The 17,004-nt window shown below is 67.1% G+C and carries 15 protein-coding genes and 1 pseudogene; 13 read left to right on the plus strand and 3 right to left on the minus strand.

Translation table 11 applies throughout. The features are described from left to right. Positions 1–8 precede the first annotated feature (8 nt). From K4G53_RS04255 to K4G53_RS04275, 5 genes and pseudogenes are all read left to right on the plus strand, one after another. Positions 9–437, plus strand: coding sequence for a DUF4282 domain-containing protein (locus K4G53_RS04255; RefSeq protein WP_221384263.1), 429 nt, complete (start codon positions 9–11; stop codon positions 435–437). Positions 438–536: 99 nt separating this feature from the next. Next, the gene (locus K4G53_RS04260; protein WP_221384264.1) at positions 537–1,682 is read left to right on the plus strand and encodes a sulfite oxidase; all 1,146 of its coding nucleotides are present in this window, start codon (positions 537–539) and stop codon (positions 1,680–1,682) included. 31 nt (positions 1,683–1,713) lie between these two features. Beyond that, entirely contained in the window at positions 1,714–2,097 is a 384-nt protein-coding gene (locus K4G53_RS04265; RefSeq protein ID WP_221384265.1) for an RNA-binding S4 domain-containing protein, read from the plus strand. A 316-nt stretch (positions 2,098–2,413) separates the two neighbouring features. Beyond that, a pseudogene (locus K4G53_RS04270) lies at positions 2,414–3,786 on the plus strand (HNH endonuclease). A 113-nt stretch (positions 3,787–3,899) separates the two neighbouring features. After that, positions 3,900–4,517 (plus strand): uracil-DNA glycosylase, encoded by a 618-nt coding sequence (locus K4G53_RS04275; RefSeq protein WP_221384266.1) that lies wholly within the window; start codon positions 3,900–3,902, stop codon positions 4,515–4,517. 47 nt (positions 4,518–4,564) lie between these two features. Here K4G53_RS04275 and K4G53_RS04280 read toward each other — a convergent pair whose 3' ends face one another. Both K4G53_RS04280 and K4G53_RS04285 read right to left on the minus strand, forming a co-directional pair. Continuing rightward, positions 4,565–5,809 (minus strand): type II toxin-antitoxin system HipA family toxin, encoded by a 1,245-nt coding sequence (locus K4G53_RS04280; RefSeq protein ID WP_221384267.1) that lies wholly within the window; start codon positions 5,807–5,809, stop codon positions 4,565–4,567. After that, positions 5,806–6,069: a helix-turn-helix transcriptional regulator gene (locus K4G53_RS04285; RefSeq protein ID WP_221384730.1), complete on the minus strand. Its 264-nt coding sequence runs from the start codon at positions 6,067–6,069 to the stop codon at positions 5,806–5,808. The genes K4G53_RS04280 and K4G53_RS04285 overlap by 4 nt, the downstream gene beginning before the upstream one ends. Positions 6,070–6,294: 225 nt before the next feature. On the opposite strand from K4G53_RS04285, the gene K4G53_RS04290 reads away from it, so the two are divergent. The 6 genes from K4G53_RS04290 to K4G53_RS04315 all read left to right on the plus strand — a co-directional run bounded on the left by K4G53_RS04290 (position 6,295) and on the right by K4G53_RS04315 (position 12,601). Beyond that, positions 6,295–7,050: a phosphatase PAP2 family protein gene (locus K4G53_RS04290; protein ID WP_260323233.1), complete on the plus strand. Its 756-nt coding sequence runs from the start codon at positions 6,295–6,297 to the stop codon at positions 7,048–7,050. Between the two features lie 10 nt (positions 7,051–7,060). Further along, the gene (locus K4G53_RS04295; protein ID WP_221384268.1) at positions 7,061–7,696 is read left to right on the plus strand and encodes a DedA family protein; all 636 of its coding nucleotides are present in this window, start codon (positions 7,061–7,063) and stop codon (positions 7,694–7,696) included. A gap of 40 nt (positions 7,697–7,736) precedes the next feature. Beyond that, positions 7,737–8,444 carry a FadR/GntR family transcriptional regulator gene (locus K4G53_RS04300; RefSeq protein WP_221384269.1) on the plus strand — a complete coding sequence of 236 codons (708 nt, stop codon included), beginning with the start codon at positions 7,737–7,739 and terminating at the stop codon, positions 8,442–8,444. A gap of 40 nt (positions 8,445–8,484) precedes the next feature. Further along, positions 8,485–9,561 carry an asparaginase gene (locus K4G53_RS04305; RefSeq protein WP_221384270.1) on the plus strand — a complete coding sequence of 359 codons (1,077 nt, stop codon included), beginning with the start codon at positions 8,485–8,487 and terminating at the stop codon, positions 9,559–9,561. Between the two features lie 7 nt (positions 9,562–9,568). Continuing rightward, positions 9,569–10,990, plus strand: coding sequence for an aspartate ammonia-lyase (locus K4G53_RS04310; RefSeq protein ID WP_221384271.1), 1,422 nt, complete (start codon positions 9,569–9,571; stop codon positions 10,988–10,990). Between the two features lie 96 nt (positions 10,991–11,086). Further along, positions 11,087–12,601, plus strand: coding sequence for an amino acid permease (locus K4G53_RS04315; protein WP_221384272.1), 1,515 nt, complete (start codon positions 11,087–11,089; stop codon positions 12,599–12,601). Positions 12,602–12,689: 88 nt separating this feature from the next. On the opposite strand, the gene ggt is transcribed toward K4G53_RS04315, so the two are convergent. Further along, complete coding sequence (gene ggt, locus K4G53_RS04320; protein ID WP_221384273.1) at positions 12,690–14,522, minus strand: gamma-glutamyltransferase; 1,833 nt, start codon at positions 14,520–14,522, stop codon at positions 12,690–12,692. 99 nt (positions 14,523–14,621) lie between these two features. On the opposite strand from ggt, the gene K4G53_RS04325 reads away from it, so the two are divergent. Both K4G53_RS04325 and K4G53_RS04330 read left to right on the plus strand, forming a co-directional pair. Next, positions 14,622–15,569, plus strand: a complete 948-nt coding sequence (locus tag K4G53_RS04325) for an L-lactate dehydrogenase (protein WP_221384274.1) — start codon at positions 14,622–14,624, stop codon at positions 15,567–15,569. A gap of 104 nt (positions 15,570–15,673) precedes the next feature. Next, a complete protein-coding gene (locus tag K4G53_RS04330; protein ID WP_221384275.1) occupies positions 15,674–16,990 on the plus strand; it encodes an ATP-binding protein in 1,317 nt (438 codons plus the stop codon). The last annotated feature ends 14 nt before the right edge of the window (positions 16,991–17,004 follow it).

Genomic DNA, 17,004 nt, shown 5'->3' on the forward strand with positions numbered 1-17,004 from the left:
GGGGGACCATGAAAAACCTTTTCGACCTTTCATTTACCAGGTTCGTGTCGCCGTCGATCGCCAAGATCGTCTACATCCTGATCATGATCGGCCTGGCTGTCACCTACCTTGTCTTCGTCATCGCCGCCTTTGCCTCGAGGCAGCCCGTGATGGGGTTCCTGGTGCTGTTGGTCATAGGGCCGCTGTTTGTCCTGATCTACCTGGCGCTGGCGCGGATTGGCCTCGAATCGCTGATCGCCGGGATCCGGACGGCTGAAAACACGGCGGAACTGGTCCGGCTGCAGGGCGGCCCGTCCTCCGGCGCGCCAAGCTACGCCAGCGGTGCACCGCAGTACCCGTACGGACAGGCGCCGGGCAACGCCAACCCGGGTTCCTCCCCGTCCGGTTACAACTATCCACAGGGCTACGAACCGCCCGCAGCCCCGCCGGCAGGCTGACAAGGTCCGGGGATAGATGAGGCGTTGACGGGTCTGCAGGGCCAGGCGTAAACCTGTGGCAGGGCACTATCCCCATCCACAGACCAGAATCGCAGCGCCATGTCCTACACCGATCAGCACCCCACCGTCAGCAGCACGCCGGCCACTCCACCGGCACCCCAAAGTCCCGCCGCCGGCACCACTCCGGCGGCGGGAGCGGCGGGCATCACGCCGGAGGAACTACAGCTCTCGGCGCGCAACCATTCCATGCCGCTGGAGGCGCTCCGGCGGGACGTGACGCCGCCGGGTCTCCACTATGTGCTGACCCATTTCGACATCCCGGACATCGACGGAGACTCCTGGCATTTGCGGATCAATGGTGCGGTGGAGCGTGCTCTGGAACTGAGCATGGCCGCGCTTCGCAGGGACCCGGCCATCACTGTCCCGGTCACCCTTGAATGCGCAGGAAACGGCCGGTCACTCCTGGACCCAAGGCCGCTTAGCCAGCCCTGGGTGCTGGAGGCGGTGGGGACGGCCCACTGGACCGGCGTTCCCCTGGCCTACCTCCTGGGGAAAGCAGGGGTGCTGCCCAATGCCACGGAGGTCGTCTTTACCGGGACCGACGCGGGGGTGCAGGGCGGCGTTGCCCAGAAGTACGCGCGGAGCCTGCCGATCCGGGAAGCGCTGCGTCCCGACGTCGTCCTTGCCTATGAGATGAACGGGGGCGAACTGCCGCCCCAGCACGGATACCCGCTGCGGCTGGTTGTCCCCGGGTGGTACGGCATGGCCAGCGTCAAGTGGCTCGAATCCATTGAGGTGGTCACGGCGCCGTTCACCGGTTACCAGCAGCAGGTCGCCTACCGTTACCAGGACTCCGAGGACGACGCCGGGCGGCCGGTTTCCCGGATCCGCGTGCGTTCGCTGATGGTCCCGCCGGGAATCCCCGACTTCTTCACCCGGCGCCGGGTTCTCCGCCCCGGTCCGGTGCTGCTGCAGGGCAGGGCGTGGTCCGGGGAAGGTGCAGTCACGGCCGTAGAGGTGGGAATCGACGGCAGTTGGCTCCCCGCCCAACTGGACAAGCCGGCGGGTGGCTACGCCTGGCGGAAATGGACACTGCCGTGGGTTGCCGAGCCCGGCGAGCATGTCCTCGCCTGCCGCGCCACCGACATCACCGGTGCCACGCAGCCCCTCGAGCAGAACTGGAATTACCAAGGGATGGGCAACAACGTGGTGCAGCGCGTGAACGTGACGGTCGAAGGCAGCTGATCCGGCGCCGGGGCTATACTCGGTGCCAATCATGACGAGCCTTCCTACCGCCCCAGCCAGTGTCCGAATCGATGCCTGGTTGTGGGCAATCCGCGCCTACAAGACCCGTTCTGCCGCCACCGCCGCGTGCCGGGCCGGGCATGTACGCCTGAACGGCAGCCCGTCGAAGGCATCGGCGACCCTGGTAACCGGTGATACTGTAACCGTCCGCATGCCGGGCTACGAGCGCATCCTCGAAGTGAGGCGCCTCATTGCCAAGCGCGTAGGGGCTGAGGCAGCGTCCCACTGCTTCACGGACCATACGCCGCCACGGCCCCTTGCCCCGGCACTTGGGCTGCCCCAGCGCGACCGGGGCACCGGCCGGCCAACCAAGAAGGATCGCCGCGAGATGGAGCGGCTCCGCGGCACGGTCTAGGTGCTGACGGTTTCAATGCCGCCCCTGGATCGTTAAGTACGACGGCGGGTGGCTGGCTTTTGGAGGCCTGCGGTCTTCCTTGGGTGTTTGCCGGAGCCGTTTTCCACATAGGGGTTGGGGGTGGCTGCCATTGTCAGAGGGTGCTGGAAGACTTTTGGTTATGGAAGCGGTTTTGGGGACGGTGGCAGTGCAGCAGGCGGTGCAATGCGCCGAACTGTCCGCTGTTGGTGCCACTCCAAACCCACCCGCCGCCCCTTGCATTAGGGATGTCCTGAAGCTGCTGGCTCGTGTTCCTTTGGCTGCTGACGGCGCGGGAATGATGGACCAGATGCGCGCGCTGGAGGACCTGAAATGCCTGGCAGGTGCCCGGCAGGCGGGGCTTGCCGTGGCCTTCGACGCCGATCAGCGGCGGGGGCAGGCTGCAGCGGGGGTGCCTGCCGGGGAACAGGATGCGGGGGTGGCTGCGCAGATCGCTCTGGCGCGGCGTGAGTCGCCGGCGAAGGGTTCGCGGCTGCTGGGCCTGGCAAAACCCTCACGGGGATGCCCCATACGTTCGAAGGGTTCAGGAACGGCCGGTTGAATGAGTGGCGGGCAACGCTGGTCGTGAAGGAAACCATCTGCCTGTCGGCCGGGGACCGCGCCGCGGTTGATGAGGAGCTCGCCGCCGAGACCGGAACGCTCGACGGCGCCAGTGATAAAGCGGTTGTGGCCGCGGTCCCTGCCGCGGCCTACCGGCGGGACCCCGCCTCTGTGGCGAAGCGTGCGGCCCGGGCTGTGGGCGAGCGGTGCGTGAGCCTGCGCCCTGCCCCGGACACCATGACCTACCTCACCGCCCTGCTGCCCGTCGCCACCTACGCCGCCCTGGCCCGGGACGCCGACACCGCCCGCTCGGCAGGCGATGACCGGTCCCGGGGGCAGGTCATGGCCGACACCCTGGTCGAACGCGTCACCGGCACCCCCGGCGGCATCACCGGGGTCGAGATCCAGCTCGTCATGACCGACCGCACCCTCCTGCAGGCAGACGCCGAACCCGCAAGGCTCCCCGGCTACGGCACCATCCCCGCAGCAGCCGCCCGCGACCTCGCCCTCACGGGCAAGAACAGCACAGACGACGCCCTCACAAGTGGTACCAGCGGGAGCGACACCGGCAACCCGGAAACCGGCACTCAAGACCTCAATCTCTGAGTCCGCAGGCTCTACACCGCCCCCACCACCGGGGAACTTGTCGCGATGGACTCGAAGGCCCGGCTCTTCCCACCCGGGTTGAAACGCTTCCTCCTGATCCGGGACGACACCTGCCGCACCCCGTACTGCGACGCACCGATCCGGCACCACGACCACGTCGTCTCCTGGCAAGCAGGCGGCCCCACTGTTGCGTCCAACGGCCAGGGCCTCTGCGAAGCCTGCAACCACACCAAGGAAACCCCCGGCTGGACTGCACAACCAGTTCCCGAACCGCGGCACACCGTCACCACAAACACCCCCACCGGACACACCTACGGGTCAACCGCACCTCCCCTTCCGGGCCCTGCACTCCTGCCAGCGACCACGGCGGCTGTCCCGCCGACTGCCCGAAGCCGTCGTCGCACCTGCGATGCCCAAGGAACAAAGTCGCGCCAACGCGCCCCAGCCCGGGATCCGGCAGGGCGCGCGCCAGGAACACCGCTCCCACCAGCGCTGATGCGCTAAACGCCGCGGGATTAGGGGCGCCCCTAATATTGCCCCTGCCCACCCCTGCCCCGGGGAGCGTAAAGTGGCATCGGACGCCTGATTCTGGACGCCTCGCTGCTTAGGGAGAGATCGTGACGATTGATTGGGACGAAAAAAAGGCCCTGCTACAGGAACCAAACATTGCCAAAGTGACGCAGCTTTGCGATGAACTGATGGAAAAGAAGCCCGGCTCCACCGTCCCCTATATCGACCCCGTCCACGACGAAGATGAGTGCAGGATCATCAGTCTCCACCCGAGCCCCGGCAAGGGCACCGAGTCCGGATTCGTCTCCCATAACAACGACGACGAAGCCGCCCGCCGCGCCACCCAGATCTACGAACTGGCCGAACTCGACCCCCGCTACGTGATGCCGTGGAACGCATACCCCTGGGTCCGGGAAAGCGGCAGCCCGTCGGCACTAAGCGTCCAGGAAAAGACGGACGGCCTCCGTCCCTTCCGCCAGTTCCTCAAAATCAACGCCCGTGTCTCTGCGGTCATCGCCCATGGCACGGATGCGTCCACCTTCCTGACACTGTTCGAAAAGACGTACCACTCGTCGCTGAAGAACGCGGGAATCAAGATCTACAAGGCAACCGCACTGGGTGGCAGGGCGTTTGCCGTCTCCGAGGCCAAACAGGAAGAGCTCCTCGCTAAGAGCGTGGAGGTCTACCGGGACGCCATGCAGCGCGCCGGTATCCAGCACCTGTAAACCATGGCCTGCGCTGCGTTCCTGCCATAGCTGCCGGGAGCAGCGTGTTATCCCTCGAACATCCGTCGGCGGTGCTTCAGCTCTTTGGCCCATGCCCTGGTGACCATCTCCGGGAACGGTGAGCCGCCGTCGTGGTTCCCTTTGGCGCCAGTTGCGACGGCGAAGGCCGTCCCTGCCTGAAGGTCGGCAAGCAACGGCCCCGACGCCGCCAGGGCCAGCTCGGCCACCTTCGCTGCGGCGCGCGCCGGAAGTCCCAGCCCCGCCGCCCAGCCCAGGAAGTGGCGGCGAGAGATGCCCGTCCGTTTGCCGTCAAGGGTCAGCGCCAGCGTCTTGTCGCCGTAAACGACGGTGGAAGGGATGTCGTACACCGGCGCGACGGTCCATTCCCCATGCGGCTGCTGCACCATGGACAGGTTCTTGGCGTGGAGGTCGCCGTTGCCGCTCAACCACGCAAAGGCCACCTGGATGGCGAGGTTCCGCAGGGCCGGCAGCGGCGCGGCACAGTGATCAGCCAAAGCATGGCAGACCTGTCCGTAGCCCACGTTGTACTTGTCCGCCGGGTAGAGCTTGAGTACTTGGGCGGCGTCTTCGACAGCCAAACGCTGAACCTCGTCCGCTCCCCCGCCGGGCAACGGAACCCTGTCGAAGCGCTCCACCAGCAGGCCCGGCCGCCCGCCTATGTCCCGGATAAGCTCCACCCGGCTTAACGGGATCCGCAGTTTGGCCGCGTAACGGAACATCACCAGTTCGTTCTCCACCACGTGCGGAAATTCGGGGGCATTGAGTTTAAGGATGTACCGCCGCCCTGCGCGGGCAACGGGTACCGAAATCATTCCCGCGGACAATTTGTCCTGCACCCCTGCCAGTGCCACCGGGTCAATCAGGTCCGGGTCACCCAGAAGCTGGTCGAAATCAACGGGCTGTTTCGGGTCCAGTTCCACTGCATGCTCGTCCGACTCCAGCGGCTCCCCGTGTCCCACGATCTGCACGTCACCCACAGGATTCGCGCCTGCTGCGATGAGCAGGGACAGGTCGTCGTCGGCGCTGGTCTTGATGGAGCGCCGCAGCGCGTTCAGGCGGCGGCCTTCCGGCAGCAGCCCGGTGAAGTAGGGCGGGGCTGCCCCCGAGGCAGAGAAGACAGGCTCGCCTGTCAGCGGCAGGGAGCTTGCGACGGCAGGCCCATTCGCAGCGAGGTACGACGGCAGGTAAGTGAACTTCGTGCCGCCGTCGTGCCGCTCCAGCCGCGCGGCCAAAACGCCGGCCTTGTAAATGTCCGCAACCCGGTGCCTCACGAGCCGGCTCCGTCCTGGCCGCCCGGCGGCTGTGCAACGCGGGAGGCCTGGCTGGCGCGGCCGGTGACCTGCAGCTCAAGGCCCAGGGTTCCCAGCACCGCCACGAGCGAGTCGAGCTGGATGCTGGGCTTGCCCTGCTCGACGAACCGCACGAAGCGCTCAGACACCCCTGCCATGTCCGCAAGGTCGCGCTGGGTGAGGCGCAAGGATGCCCGCCGCGCCCGAACTTCTGCTGCCAGCCGCTTCGGCAACTCGTCCATATCCGTCAATACCACCCGCCTATAGGCACGAACGTGCCGATTATCCCGCTCAATAACCGTACCGCCGATGGAACCCGCAGTAAAGCACGCCATTCGGCACGAACGTGCCGGGTCACAGGAAAGACTGCCTCGTCAAATCGGGCCCGCCCCAGCCGCCTCACAGGTTCCTTTCAGGCAGACAGGCCCATACTCAAGGGAGTACCCGTACCCCGAAAGAACCACACCATGCCCTCCCCAAGACCCCATCCTGATGCACCGCCCGGCCCGGAAGTTCCTGAGGTCCGGATGGCCGCCCTGCCGCAGCTCCGGCACTGGATCGCGGTACCCCTGCTGGCCGCCGTCCTGATCGCCGCCGCCGGTTTGGCGCTGCGGTTCATCCCGGCCCTGACCGCCTCCGACATGGCCGTCGATGCCGAGCTGAGCCATGACCACACTCCGCCCCTGACCGGCATTGCCCTCTTCATCAACGTGGTTTTCAGCCCGCCCGGGGGCGTGGTGATGATCGCGGCCCTCTGCCTGTACCTGCTGCTGGTGCGGCGAAGCCCCGTGAACGCGGTGGCCACAGGAATGGTGGCGGCCGGGGGCTGGGTCAGCAGTGAGCTTTTCAAGGTAGTGGTGGCGCGGCACAGGCCAGATTCCACTGCCCTGTTCAACCCGCTGATCCCCGAGCCCGGCACGGACAGCTTCCCCAGTGGCCACACAGCCCTGGCGGCGGCCCTCGCCATCGCCATCTTCCTGCTGGCGCGCGGCACCCGGTGGCAGCGCACCGCCGTCGTCCTGGGTGTGCTCCTTGTGGTGGCGGTGGCTCTCTCCCGCATCTACCTGGGCGTGCACTACCCCACCGACGTCGTGGCGTCCTTCCTTACGGCGGCAACCGGAGCGGCGTTCGTTACCGGCCTCTGGAACCGGTTCGGCCTGGCCATGCTCGGCCGGATCCCGTTCCTGGCAAAGCTTGGGCCCGTCCCGGCGCCGCAGGCTTAAACTTGCTGCCATGACGGCCTTCATCGATGGCCTCCTGAACGTCAGCCCCCTGGTGGCCTACATCGCCGTCTTCTGCCTGGTGTTCGCCGAAGACGCCTTGTTTGTCGGCTTCGTCATCCCGGGCGAAACGGCAGCCGTGCTGGGCGGCGTGGTGGCCAGCCGTGGCGAAGTGCAACTCTTTCCCATGATGGGCCTGGTGGTCACGGCAGCCATCGTGGGGGACAGCGCCGGATACGAGGTGGGAAAACACCTGGGCCAGCGCATCATCACCTCCCGGCCACTGGCCCGCCACCAGGAACGGCTGGAAAATGCGCAGGACTTCCTGCGCCGCAAGGGAGGCTCGGCCGTCTTCCTGGGCCGCTTCACAGCGTTCTTCCGCGCCGTCATGCCCGCGCTGGCCGGCACGTCGCGCATGCCCTACGGACGGTTCCTCGCCTTCGACGCGGCAGGCGGCCTGGCCTGGGGTGCCGGCTTTGTCCTGCTGGGCTTTTTGGCGGGCAACTCCTATGAAGCCGTTGCCCAGGCAGCAGGCCGGGACATCGCCGTCGCAGTTGCCGTGCTGGCGGTGGCCGGACTTATCGCCTGGCACTTCCGTTCCCGCCGGCGGCGGCAACGCCGGGGTGCGGCCAGCCGGCCGGAGAGATAGGAAGCTTGACACAGACTGTGACCGGTGCCATATTTAAGGCGTGAACCTGTCAGACAGCCGGACAGCAGGACAGCCTGCAGCCCGCCCCCTCGCCCGGCTGAGTGCCGCCGAGGCGGTTTTCAACGCTATCCGGACAGACATCGAGTCGGGCGTCATCCCGGTCGGCAGCAAACTCAGCTCCGAGGCCGTCCTCTCGCAGGAGTACGGCGTGAGCCGCTCGGTGATCCGTGAAGCCCTGCGCTCCTGCACTGCGTTGGGACTGACCGTCACCAGGACGGGCAGGGGAACTTTTGTGGTCGCCAGCAAGGTGGCCAACGACCTGACCCTGGGACAGTACTCGGCGCGCGACCTCACCGAGGCCCGGCCACACATCGAGGTGCCCGCCGCCGGGCTTGCCGCGCAACGGCGCACCCCGGAGGAACTGGAAACCCTCCGCGACGTCGTGGCTGCCATGTCCACCGAAACCGACCCTGAATCATGGGTTGCCATGGATTCGACCTTCCACGCCACGATTGCCCGCGCCAGCGGCAACAAGGTCTTCGCCAGCGTTGTGGCGGACATCCGTGATGCCCTGGCCCACCAGTCCGAGACGCTGAACATGGTGGCGGACCGACAGCACGCCTCGGATGTGGAACACCAGGAAATCCTTGCCGCCATCGAGGCCGGTTCCGCGGCGGACGCCCGCGCCGCCATGGCCCGGCACCTGGAAGCCGTGGGCGTTGCCTTGGACTCCATCCTCAACAACTGACCGCACGCAAGACCCAGCCATCCAACTTCCCAAGGACGCCATGCCCTCCCCTGCGTTTTCCGCTGCCTCCACTGCTGATCCGGCCGTATTGGCCCTGCCGCAGCACACACCCCTGGTGGCCGCCGTCCGCGACGGCCTAGTGGAGAGCGTCCACTACGGTTCTGCCATCGCCCTCGGCCCTGACGGCACAGCAGCTGCCGCAGCCGGCGATCCGCAGGCGGCTTTCTACCCCCGCTCTTCGCTGAAGCCGTTGCAGGCCGTCGCCATGGTCCGCGCCGGACTGAAGCTCCCCGCCGACCTCCTGGCCCTCGCCGCCGCCAGCCACTCCGGCGCCGCGGCGCACCGCGACGGCGCACTGCGCATCCTCGAACTGCACGGGCTCGCCGCCTCAGACCTCGGCAACAGCACCGACCTCCCCTATGGTGTCGAAGAGCGCGAGGACTGGCTGCGCAGCGGCGGCAGCGCAACGCAAATCACCCAGAACTGCTCCGGCAAGCACGCCGCCATGGTGGCCACCTGCGCCATCAACGGTTGGCCCGTGCAGGGCTACCTGCACCCCACACACCCGCTGCAGCAGCTCGTGGCCCGCACCGTCACCGAGCTGACCGGCGAACAGCCCGCAGCCCTGAGCACCGACGGCTGCGGCACGCCCCTGTTCGCGCTGACCCTGCACGGCATGGCCCGCGCGTTCGGCCGGCTCGCCCACGCGGCCGCCTCCGCTGGAAAGGACGACGGCGCCATTGCTTCGACCAGCCCGGAAGCCGCCGTCGGCCTTGCCATGCAGCGGCACCCTGAGATGGTGGCCGGCGAGGGCCGCGACGTCACCGACCTGATGCGCCTGCTGCCCGGCTCCGTGGCCAAAGACGGCTTCGAAGGCGTCCAGCTGGTGGGCCTGGCCGACGGCAGCGCCGTGGCCGTGAAGATTTCCGACGGCGGCGACCGCGCCCGGATGCCGGCCACCGTGCGCATGCTCGAAGCCCTCGGCCAGGAGACAGACGAACTGGCCGGCATCGCCACCGCCCCCGTGCTGGGCGGGGGCCACGAGGTGGGCCGGTTGCAGGCCACCGACTTCCTGAACCACAACACCCTGTCCGCACCCGTCAACGAAGCCCTGTAAGGACACCATGACCACCATCGAAACAGCTGTACCCGCACAGGTCCGCTCCGAGCACGACCTGCTCGGGGACCGCGACGTACCGGCGCACGCCTACTGGGGCGTGCACACCCTCCGCGCCGTGGAGAACTTCCCCATTACAGGACAAAAACTGTCCTCCAACATGCACCTGGTCCGGGGCCTTGCCGCCGTGAAGCTGGCCGCCGCCCGCACCAACCGCGAGCTCGGCCTGCTGGACGCCGAGCGCGCCGATGCCATCGAACAGGCATGCCACGACGTGCTCGCCGGCCGCCTGGCCGACCAGTTCGTGGTGGACGTCGTCCAGGGCGGCGCCGGGACGTCGTCGAACATGAACGCCAACGAGGTCATCGCCAACCGTGCGCTGGAAATCCTGGGCCACCCCAAGGGCGACTACGCCCGGCTGCACCCCAACGACCACGTCAACCTCAGCCAGTCCACCAACGACGTGTACCCCACCGCAGTCAAGCTGGGCACCATCTTCGCCGCCCGGGAACTACTCGCAGCCCTCGAAGAACTCGAGGACGCCTGCGCTGCCAAGGCCATGGAATTCCGCACCGTGGTGAAGATGGGCCGCACCCAGCTGCAGGACGCCGTCCCCATGACCCTGGGCCAGGAGTTCGGCAGCTACGCCGTCACCATCGGCGAGGACCGGCTCCGCCTGGCGGAGGCAGAGCTGCTGATCCACGAGATCAACCTCGGCGCCACAGCAATCGGCACTGGACTGAACGCCCCGGCCGGCTACGCCGAAACAGCCTGCCGGCACCTGGCGGAGGTCACGGGGCTGCCCCTCGTGACCGCCGTCGACCTCATCGAAGCCACCCAGGACGTTGGAGCGTTCGTGCACCTGTCCGGCGTGCTGAAGCGCGTTGCGGTCAAACTGTCCAAGATCTGCAACGACCTCCGCCTGCTCTCCTCAGGGCCCCGCGCCGGCTTCGGCGAAATCAACCTGCCCGCTGTCCAGTCCGGGTCCTCCATCATGCCCGGCAAGATCAACCCGGTGATCCCGGAAGTGGTCTCCCAGGTGGCCTACGAAGTCATCGGCAACGACGTCACCATCACCATGGCCGCCGAAGCGGGCCAGCTGCAGCTCAACGCCTTCGAACCGATCATCGTCCACAGCCTCCACAAGAGCATCTCCCATCTGGAGGCAGCCTGCCGCACCCTCACGGCCCGCTGCATCCGGGGAATCACCGCCAACACAGAACACCTGCGCCGCACCGTGGAGCAGTCCATCGGCCTGGTGACCGCACTGAATCCCCACCTCGGCTACGCCACCGCCACTGCCATCGCGCAGGAAGCACTTGCCACCGGCAAGGGCGTGGCGGAACTGGTCCTGGAACACGGGCTCCTCACCGATGCCCAGCTCCAGGAACTCCTGAGCCCCGAACGCCTGGCCAACCTCAGCAAGTAGTCCCCACCTGCTCCCTCGCCTCGCAAGCTCGGCCAGGGAACCCGGCAGGCGTGGGCCCACCCACCACCACCCCCCCGTTTGTAAGGACACTCCCCAATGACAAACACTTCCCTTCCAGACCACGTGATTGACGGTGGTCACGCGCACGCGTCCGAGACCTCCCTGCACGCCGAGGACAAGGGCTACCACAAGAACCTCAAGCCCCGGCAGATCCAGATGATCGCGATCGGCGGCGCTATCGGTACCGGCCTGTTCCTGGGCGCCGGCGGCCGGCTCAATGCGGCGGGCCCGTCCCTGGTCATCGCGTACGCGGTGTGCGGGTTCTTCGCGTTCCTGATCCTGCGCGCCCTGGGCGAACTGGTCCTGCACCGGCCCTCCTCGGGCTCGTTCGTCTCCTACGCCCGCGAATTCTTCGGCGAGAAGGCAGCGTTCGTCTCCGGCTGGTTCTACTGGATCAACTGGGCCACCACCACCATCGTGGACATCACCGCCGCCGCCCTCTACATGCACTTCTTCGGCAACTACATCCCCTGGATGGCCGACGTCCCGCAGTGGGCCTGGGCACTGACCGCCCTCGTCGTCGTCCTTGCCCTGAACCTGGTGTCCGTGAAGGTCTTCGGCGAAATGGAATTCTGGTTCGCCCTGATCAAGGTCGCCGCCCTGGTCGCCTTCCTCATCATCGGCACCTACTTCGTCATCTTCGGCACCCCCGTGGACGGCCAGCAGCTCGGCATCAGCCTCCTGTCCGATAACGGCGGCATCTTCCCCAACGGCCTGCTGCCCATGATCATCCTCATGCAGGGCGTCCTGTTCGCCTACGCCTCCATCGAACTCGTCGGCACCGCCGCCGGCGAAACCGAAAACCCCGAAAAGATCATGCCCAAGGCCATCAACTCCGTGGTCTTCCGCATCGCCGTGTTCTACGTCGGCTCCGTGATCCTGCTCGCCCTGCTGCTGCCGTTCACGTCCTACCAGAAGGGCGTCAGCCCCTTCGTGACGTTCTTCGGCTCCATCGGCGTCCAGGGCGTGGACGTCATCATGAACCTCGTGGTCCTCACCGCCGCCCTGTCCTCCCTGAACGCCGGGCTCTACTCCACGGGCCGGATCCTGCGCTCAATGTCCGTCAACGGCTCGGCCCCCAAGTTCGCCTCCCGCATGAACAAGGCAGGCGTCCCCTACGGCGGCATCGCCATCACCGCCGTGGTGTCCCTCCTGGGCGTCCCGCTGAACTACCTCGTCCCCGCCGAGGCGTTCGAAATCGTCCTGAACATCGCCTCCGTCGGCATCATCATGACCTGGGCCACGATCGTGCTGTGCCAGATCCAGCTCAAGCGCTGGGCAGACAAGGGCTGGGTGGAGCGCCCCTCGTTCCGCATGTTCGGCGCCCCCTACACCGGCTACCTCTCCCTGCTCTTCCTCATCGGCGTGCTGGTCATGGTCTTCATCGATTCACCGCTCACCATGCTCGTGACGGCCATCGCGTCGGTCCTGATGGTGGCCGGCTGGTACGCCTGCCGGACCCACATCCGCGAAATTGCCGAAACCCGCGAAGGCTTCACCGGAATGTCCCCCGTGGTCGCCAACGCGCCGGCTGAGACCTTCAAGAAGTAACTGCCTTAAACGTCCGACGGCGGCACCTGGGTTCTGGAACAAACCAGCCCAGGTGCCGCCGTCGGGGTTTAACGGTGGTCTTCTCCGGTCACTTTGCCGGCTTCACCACCATGGCCGATCCGCCGCCGCGCCTGACCGGTTCCGCGGCCGCCAGGACCTGTCCATCCTTCAGGAACTCGATGGCCGTTGCCGCCCCAATCTCCGAGGCGGATGAGAACGAGTCGCCCGACGGGGTGAACTCGTGGCCGAAGCGGGAGGTCAGTGCGGCCCCGTACTTGTCAATGAAGGCCGGTTCGGCAGTGACCTTCGCGGTGTTCCGCTGTGCTGCGCGGGGTGCAGCGATGGCGTCCGGGATGCTCATGCCCAGGTCAATGCGGTTCACCAGCGTCTGCAGGACGGTGGTGATGATGGTGGAACCGCCCGGGGAACCCAGCGCCAGGAACGGCTTGTCGTCCTTCAGCAGGATCGTCGGGGACATGGACGAACGCGGGCGCTTGCCGGGCTCGATCCGGTTGGGATCGGTTGCGCTGTAGACGGTGGAAAAGTCGGTCAGCTCGTTGTTGAGCAGGAACCCGCGGCCGGGAACAACAATGCCGGAGCCGCCCGTCTGCTCGATGGTCAGCGTGTACTCCACCACGTTGCCCCACTTGTCCGAGACGGTCATGTTGGTGGTGGAGATGTTCTCTGTGTCCTTCTCGTCCGGGAGCGCGGCGGGATCCACGGGGCAGGTGCCGTCATACGACTTCACGTCACCGGCCGCCACCGGCTTCGTCGCTGCGTGCGCGGGATCGAGCCCGCAGGCACGCTCCTTGCCGAAAATGGGATCCGTCAGTGCTTTGGTGGGAACTTTCACGAAGGCGGGGTCGCCAACGTACGCGGCCCTGTCCGCGAAGGCCAGGGCGCTGGCCTCGAGGTAGTGGTGAAGGACGGCAGGCTTGTCCTTCTTCAGGTCGGGCAGGTCGAACACGTCCAGGATGTTCAGCGACTCACCCACCGTGGTGCCGCCGCTGCTGGAGGGTGCCATGCCGTAGACGTCGTAGCCGCGGTAGTTCACGTGGGTGGGGGCCTGGTCCAGGGCCTTGTAGTTGGCAAGGTCCTTCGCCGTCATGGAACCCACCGGAACGGGGAGTTTGGTGTCCGGGGACTTCGGGGGCGCCTGGACAGTCTTGGCGATCTCGTCGGCGAGCGGGCCCGTGTAGAAGGCGTCCATGCCCTTACGCGCCAGCAGGCGGTACGTGTTCGCCAGGTCGTGGTTCTTGAACACCGAGCCCACTTCCGGGAGCTGCCCGCCCGGGAGGTAGAGGTCCTTGGTGGAAGTGAATGCCTCAAAGCGGACCTGGTTGTCCTTGGTCTGGCTGCGGAAGGTATCGTCCACCACGAAGCCGCGGTCGGCCACCTTGATGGCGGGTTTCAGGGCGTCCCCGAGGCTGATGCTTCCCCAGCGCTCCAGGGCGCGTTCCCAGGTGGCGGGTGTCCCGGGAACCCCCACCGAGACGCCGCTGGTCACCAGTTCCGGCGTGAAGTTGTAGGCCTTGCCCGTGGCGGGATCGATGAAGGCATCGTGCCGGATGCCCGCGGGTGCCGTCTCCCGGCCATCGATGGTGCTGACTTTCCGGGACTTTGCGTCGTAGTAGACGAAGTAGCCGCCCCCGCCGATGCCGGCGGAGTACGGCTCGGTCACCCCCAGGGTGGCTGCGGCGGCGACGGCAGCGTCCACGGCGTTCCCGCCCTTGCGCAGGACGTCGATGGCTGCCGCTGACGCTTCCGGGTCCACGGTACTGACGGCGCCACCGTAGCCGGTGGCGGTGGGCTCCTTGTCGGTTTGCCGTTCATCGGCAAAGGCCGGGCTGATGGCCCCGGTGGTCACGCTCACCGTCAATGCGGCGGTCAGGGCTGCGAGCCGGCGTCCGAAATGTGGCATGGTGGCTCCTAAGAGGGGTTTGAGTGATGTGGGCCACGCTACTCTTCAGGTGGGACACACTCAACGGCCGGCGGTACGCGCCGCGGGAAGGGGTACGCCATGCCAGGATCCAAGCTTGCGGTGGTGGGGGCGGGGAGTGTCGGCACTTCACTGGCGTACGCTGCCCTGATCCGCGGTTCTGCCAGCAGCATCGCGTTGTTCGACGTCAACGCGCCTAAGGCCGAGGCCGAGGCGCTCGATCTTGCCCACGGCAGCCAGTTCGCGGCAGCCTCCGCCTCGGTCAGCGGCGGCGGGGACATCGCCGTGACGGAAGGGGCCGACGTCGTCGTCATCACGGCCGGTGCCAAGCAAAACCCCGGCCAGAGCCGCCTGGACCTGGCAGGCACCAATGTCCGCATCCTTGAGCAGCTGATGCCACAGCTGCTGGAGCAGGCACCCGATGCCGTCTATGTCCTGGTGACCAACCCCTGCGACGTCCTCACCGTGGCCGCGCAGCGCATTTCAGGGCTGCCCACCGAGCGGATTTTCTCCTCGGGCACGGTCCTGGACACCTCCCGGCTGCGGTGGCTGCTCGCCCGGCGCGCGGGCGTGTCCGTGGCAAGCGTCCATGCCAGCATGGTGGGCGAGCACGGCGATACCGAGTTCCCGCTGTGGTCCGGCGCCACGATCGGCCCCGTTCCCATCCGCGACTGGACGGACGGCGGCGAACGGATCTTCACACCCGGCTACCTCACCGAAACCGCGCGTGAAGTCACGCAGGCCGCGTACAAGGTCATCGCCGGCAAGGGCGCCACGAACTACGCGATCGGGCTCTCCGGTGCCCGGATCGTGGAGGCGCTCCTGCGCGACGACAACGCCGTCCTGCCAGTCTCCACGGTGCTGTCCGGGCAGTACGGCATCTCGGGCGTGGCGCTGTCCCTTCCCAGCATCGTGGGGCGCGGGGGCGTTCGCCGCGTCCTGGACACACCCATGGACGACGGCGAACTGGCGGCACTGCAGCATTCCGCCAACACGTTACGGAACACCATGGCCACGTTGGGGCTTTGAACGCGCGTCACGCAACGCCGCCGCAACCTCGCGCGGCGGCGGTTCGCATAAGCTCACAGAAGCGCACGCTGAACGGCTCAACGACGAACCCACAGGAGTAACGCATGACCAACTGGCGGATCAGGGATTTCCACTCGGCGGACCTGGACGGGATCCTGCACCTGTGGGAGACCCTCAAGGCGAACAATGTGGAACCGGTCTATGCCCTCTCCGAGGTGCTCGCGTCCTGCGAAAAGGACCACGCGGTGGTGGCGGTGCTGGGCGAGCAGGTGGTGGGCGCCGCCGTCGGCCGTGCTGCCCACGACCAGGGCTGGATCGTCTTCCTGGCCACCCTCCCTGAGTACCGTGGCCGCGGGATCGGCACCTCACTGCTCGCCGCCGTCGAAAACCGCATGGCGCCGCACGGGCTGAACAAGCTCTCCGCCCTGATGCCGGAATCGGAGACCCGGGTGGAGGCATTCCTGGGCCGCGGTTTCGCCTTGAAGAAGAACCTGCGGTACTTCGAGCGCACCATTCCCGTGCAGCGCCAGGAGCTTGGTGCCCTGGGCCAGCTGGGCGGCAGGGTCCTCGCCCGCGACCTGTGGGAGAACGTCGCCGGGATGCGCCGGGAAAAGGAACTGTTGGAGCGCCGCTTGGTGCTCCCCCTTGCCGAGGCGGACCTCGCGGACGAATTCGGTGTGGTGCCGCCGCGCGCCGTCGTCCTTTTCGGGCCCCCGGGCACCGGCAAGACCACCTTCGCCAAAGCCATCGCTTCCCGCCTGGAATGGCCGTTCGTGGAGGTGTTTCCGTCCCGGCTGGCGGCCGATCCGCAGGGCCTGGCCGGCGCACTCCGGGAGACGTTCCTGGAAATCGCCGAGCTCGAACACGCGGTGGTGTTCATCGACGAGGTGGAGGAAATCGCCTCCCAGCGCGCGGGGGATCCGCCGTCGCCGCTGCAGGGCGTCACCAACGAGCTGCTGAAGATCATCCCCGCGTTCCGCGAGCAGCCCGGCCGGCTGCTGGTGTGCGCCACGAACTTCATCCGTGCCCTGGACTCCGCGTTCCTGCGCCATGGCCGGTTCGATTACGTGATCCCGATCGGCCTGCCCGACCGGCAGGCGCGTGAGGCGATGTGGCAGCGGTTCATTCCCGCGCCGGTGGTGGATGACGTGGATGTGGAACTGTTGGTGGAACGCACGGAGGGTTTCTCCCCGGCGGACATCGAGTACGCGGCCCGCAGTGCCTCCCAGCGGGCGTTGGAGAAAGCAGTGTACGACGACGGCGGGCTGGCGTCCGGGGGCGAGGTTTCCGTTCGGGAGGCCGTGCGGAAGGGGCCCTCCACCCAGGATTACCTGGACGCGATCGGCGATACCCGGACCACGGTGAGCGAACAGGTCCACCAGGACTTCCTCGAAGACATCGACGCCCTGGGACGCGTCTGACCCGGATATCTTTG

This window comes from Arthrobacter sp. MAHUQ-56 (assembly GCF_019710585.1).
GTDB lineage: Bacteria > Actinomycetota > Actinomycetes > Actinomycetales > Micrococcaceae > Arthrobacter.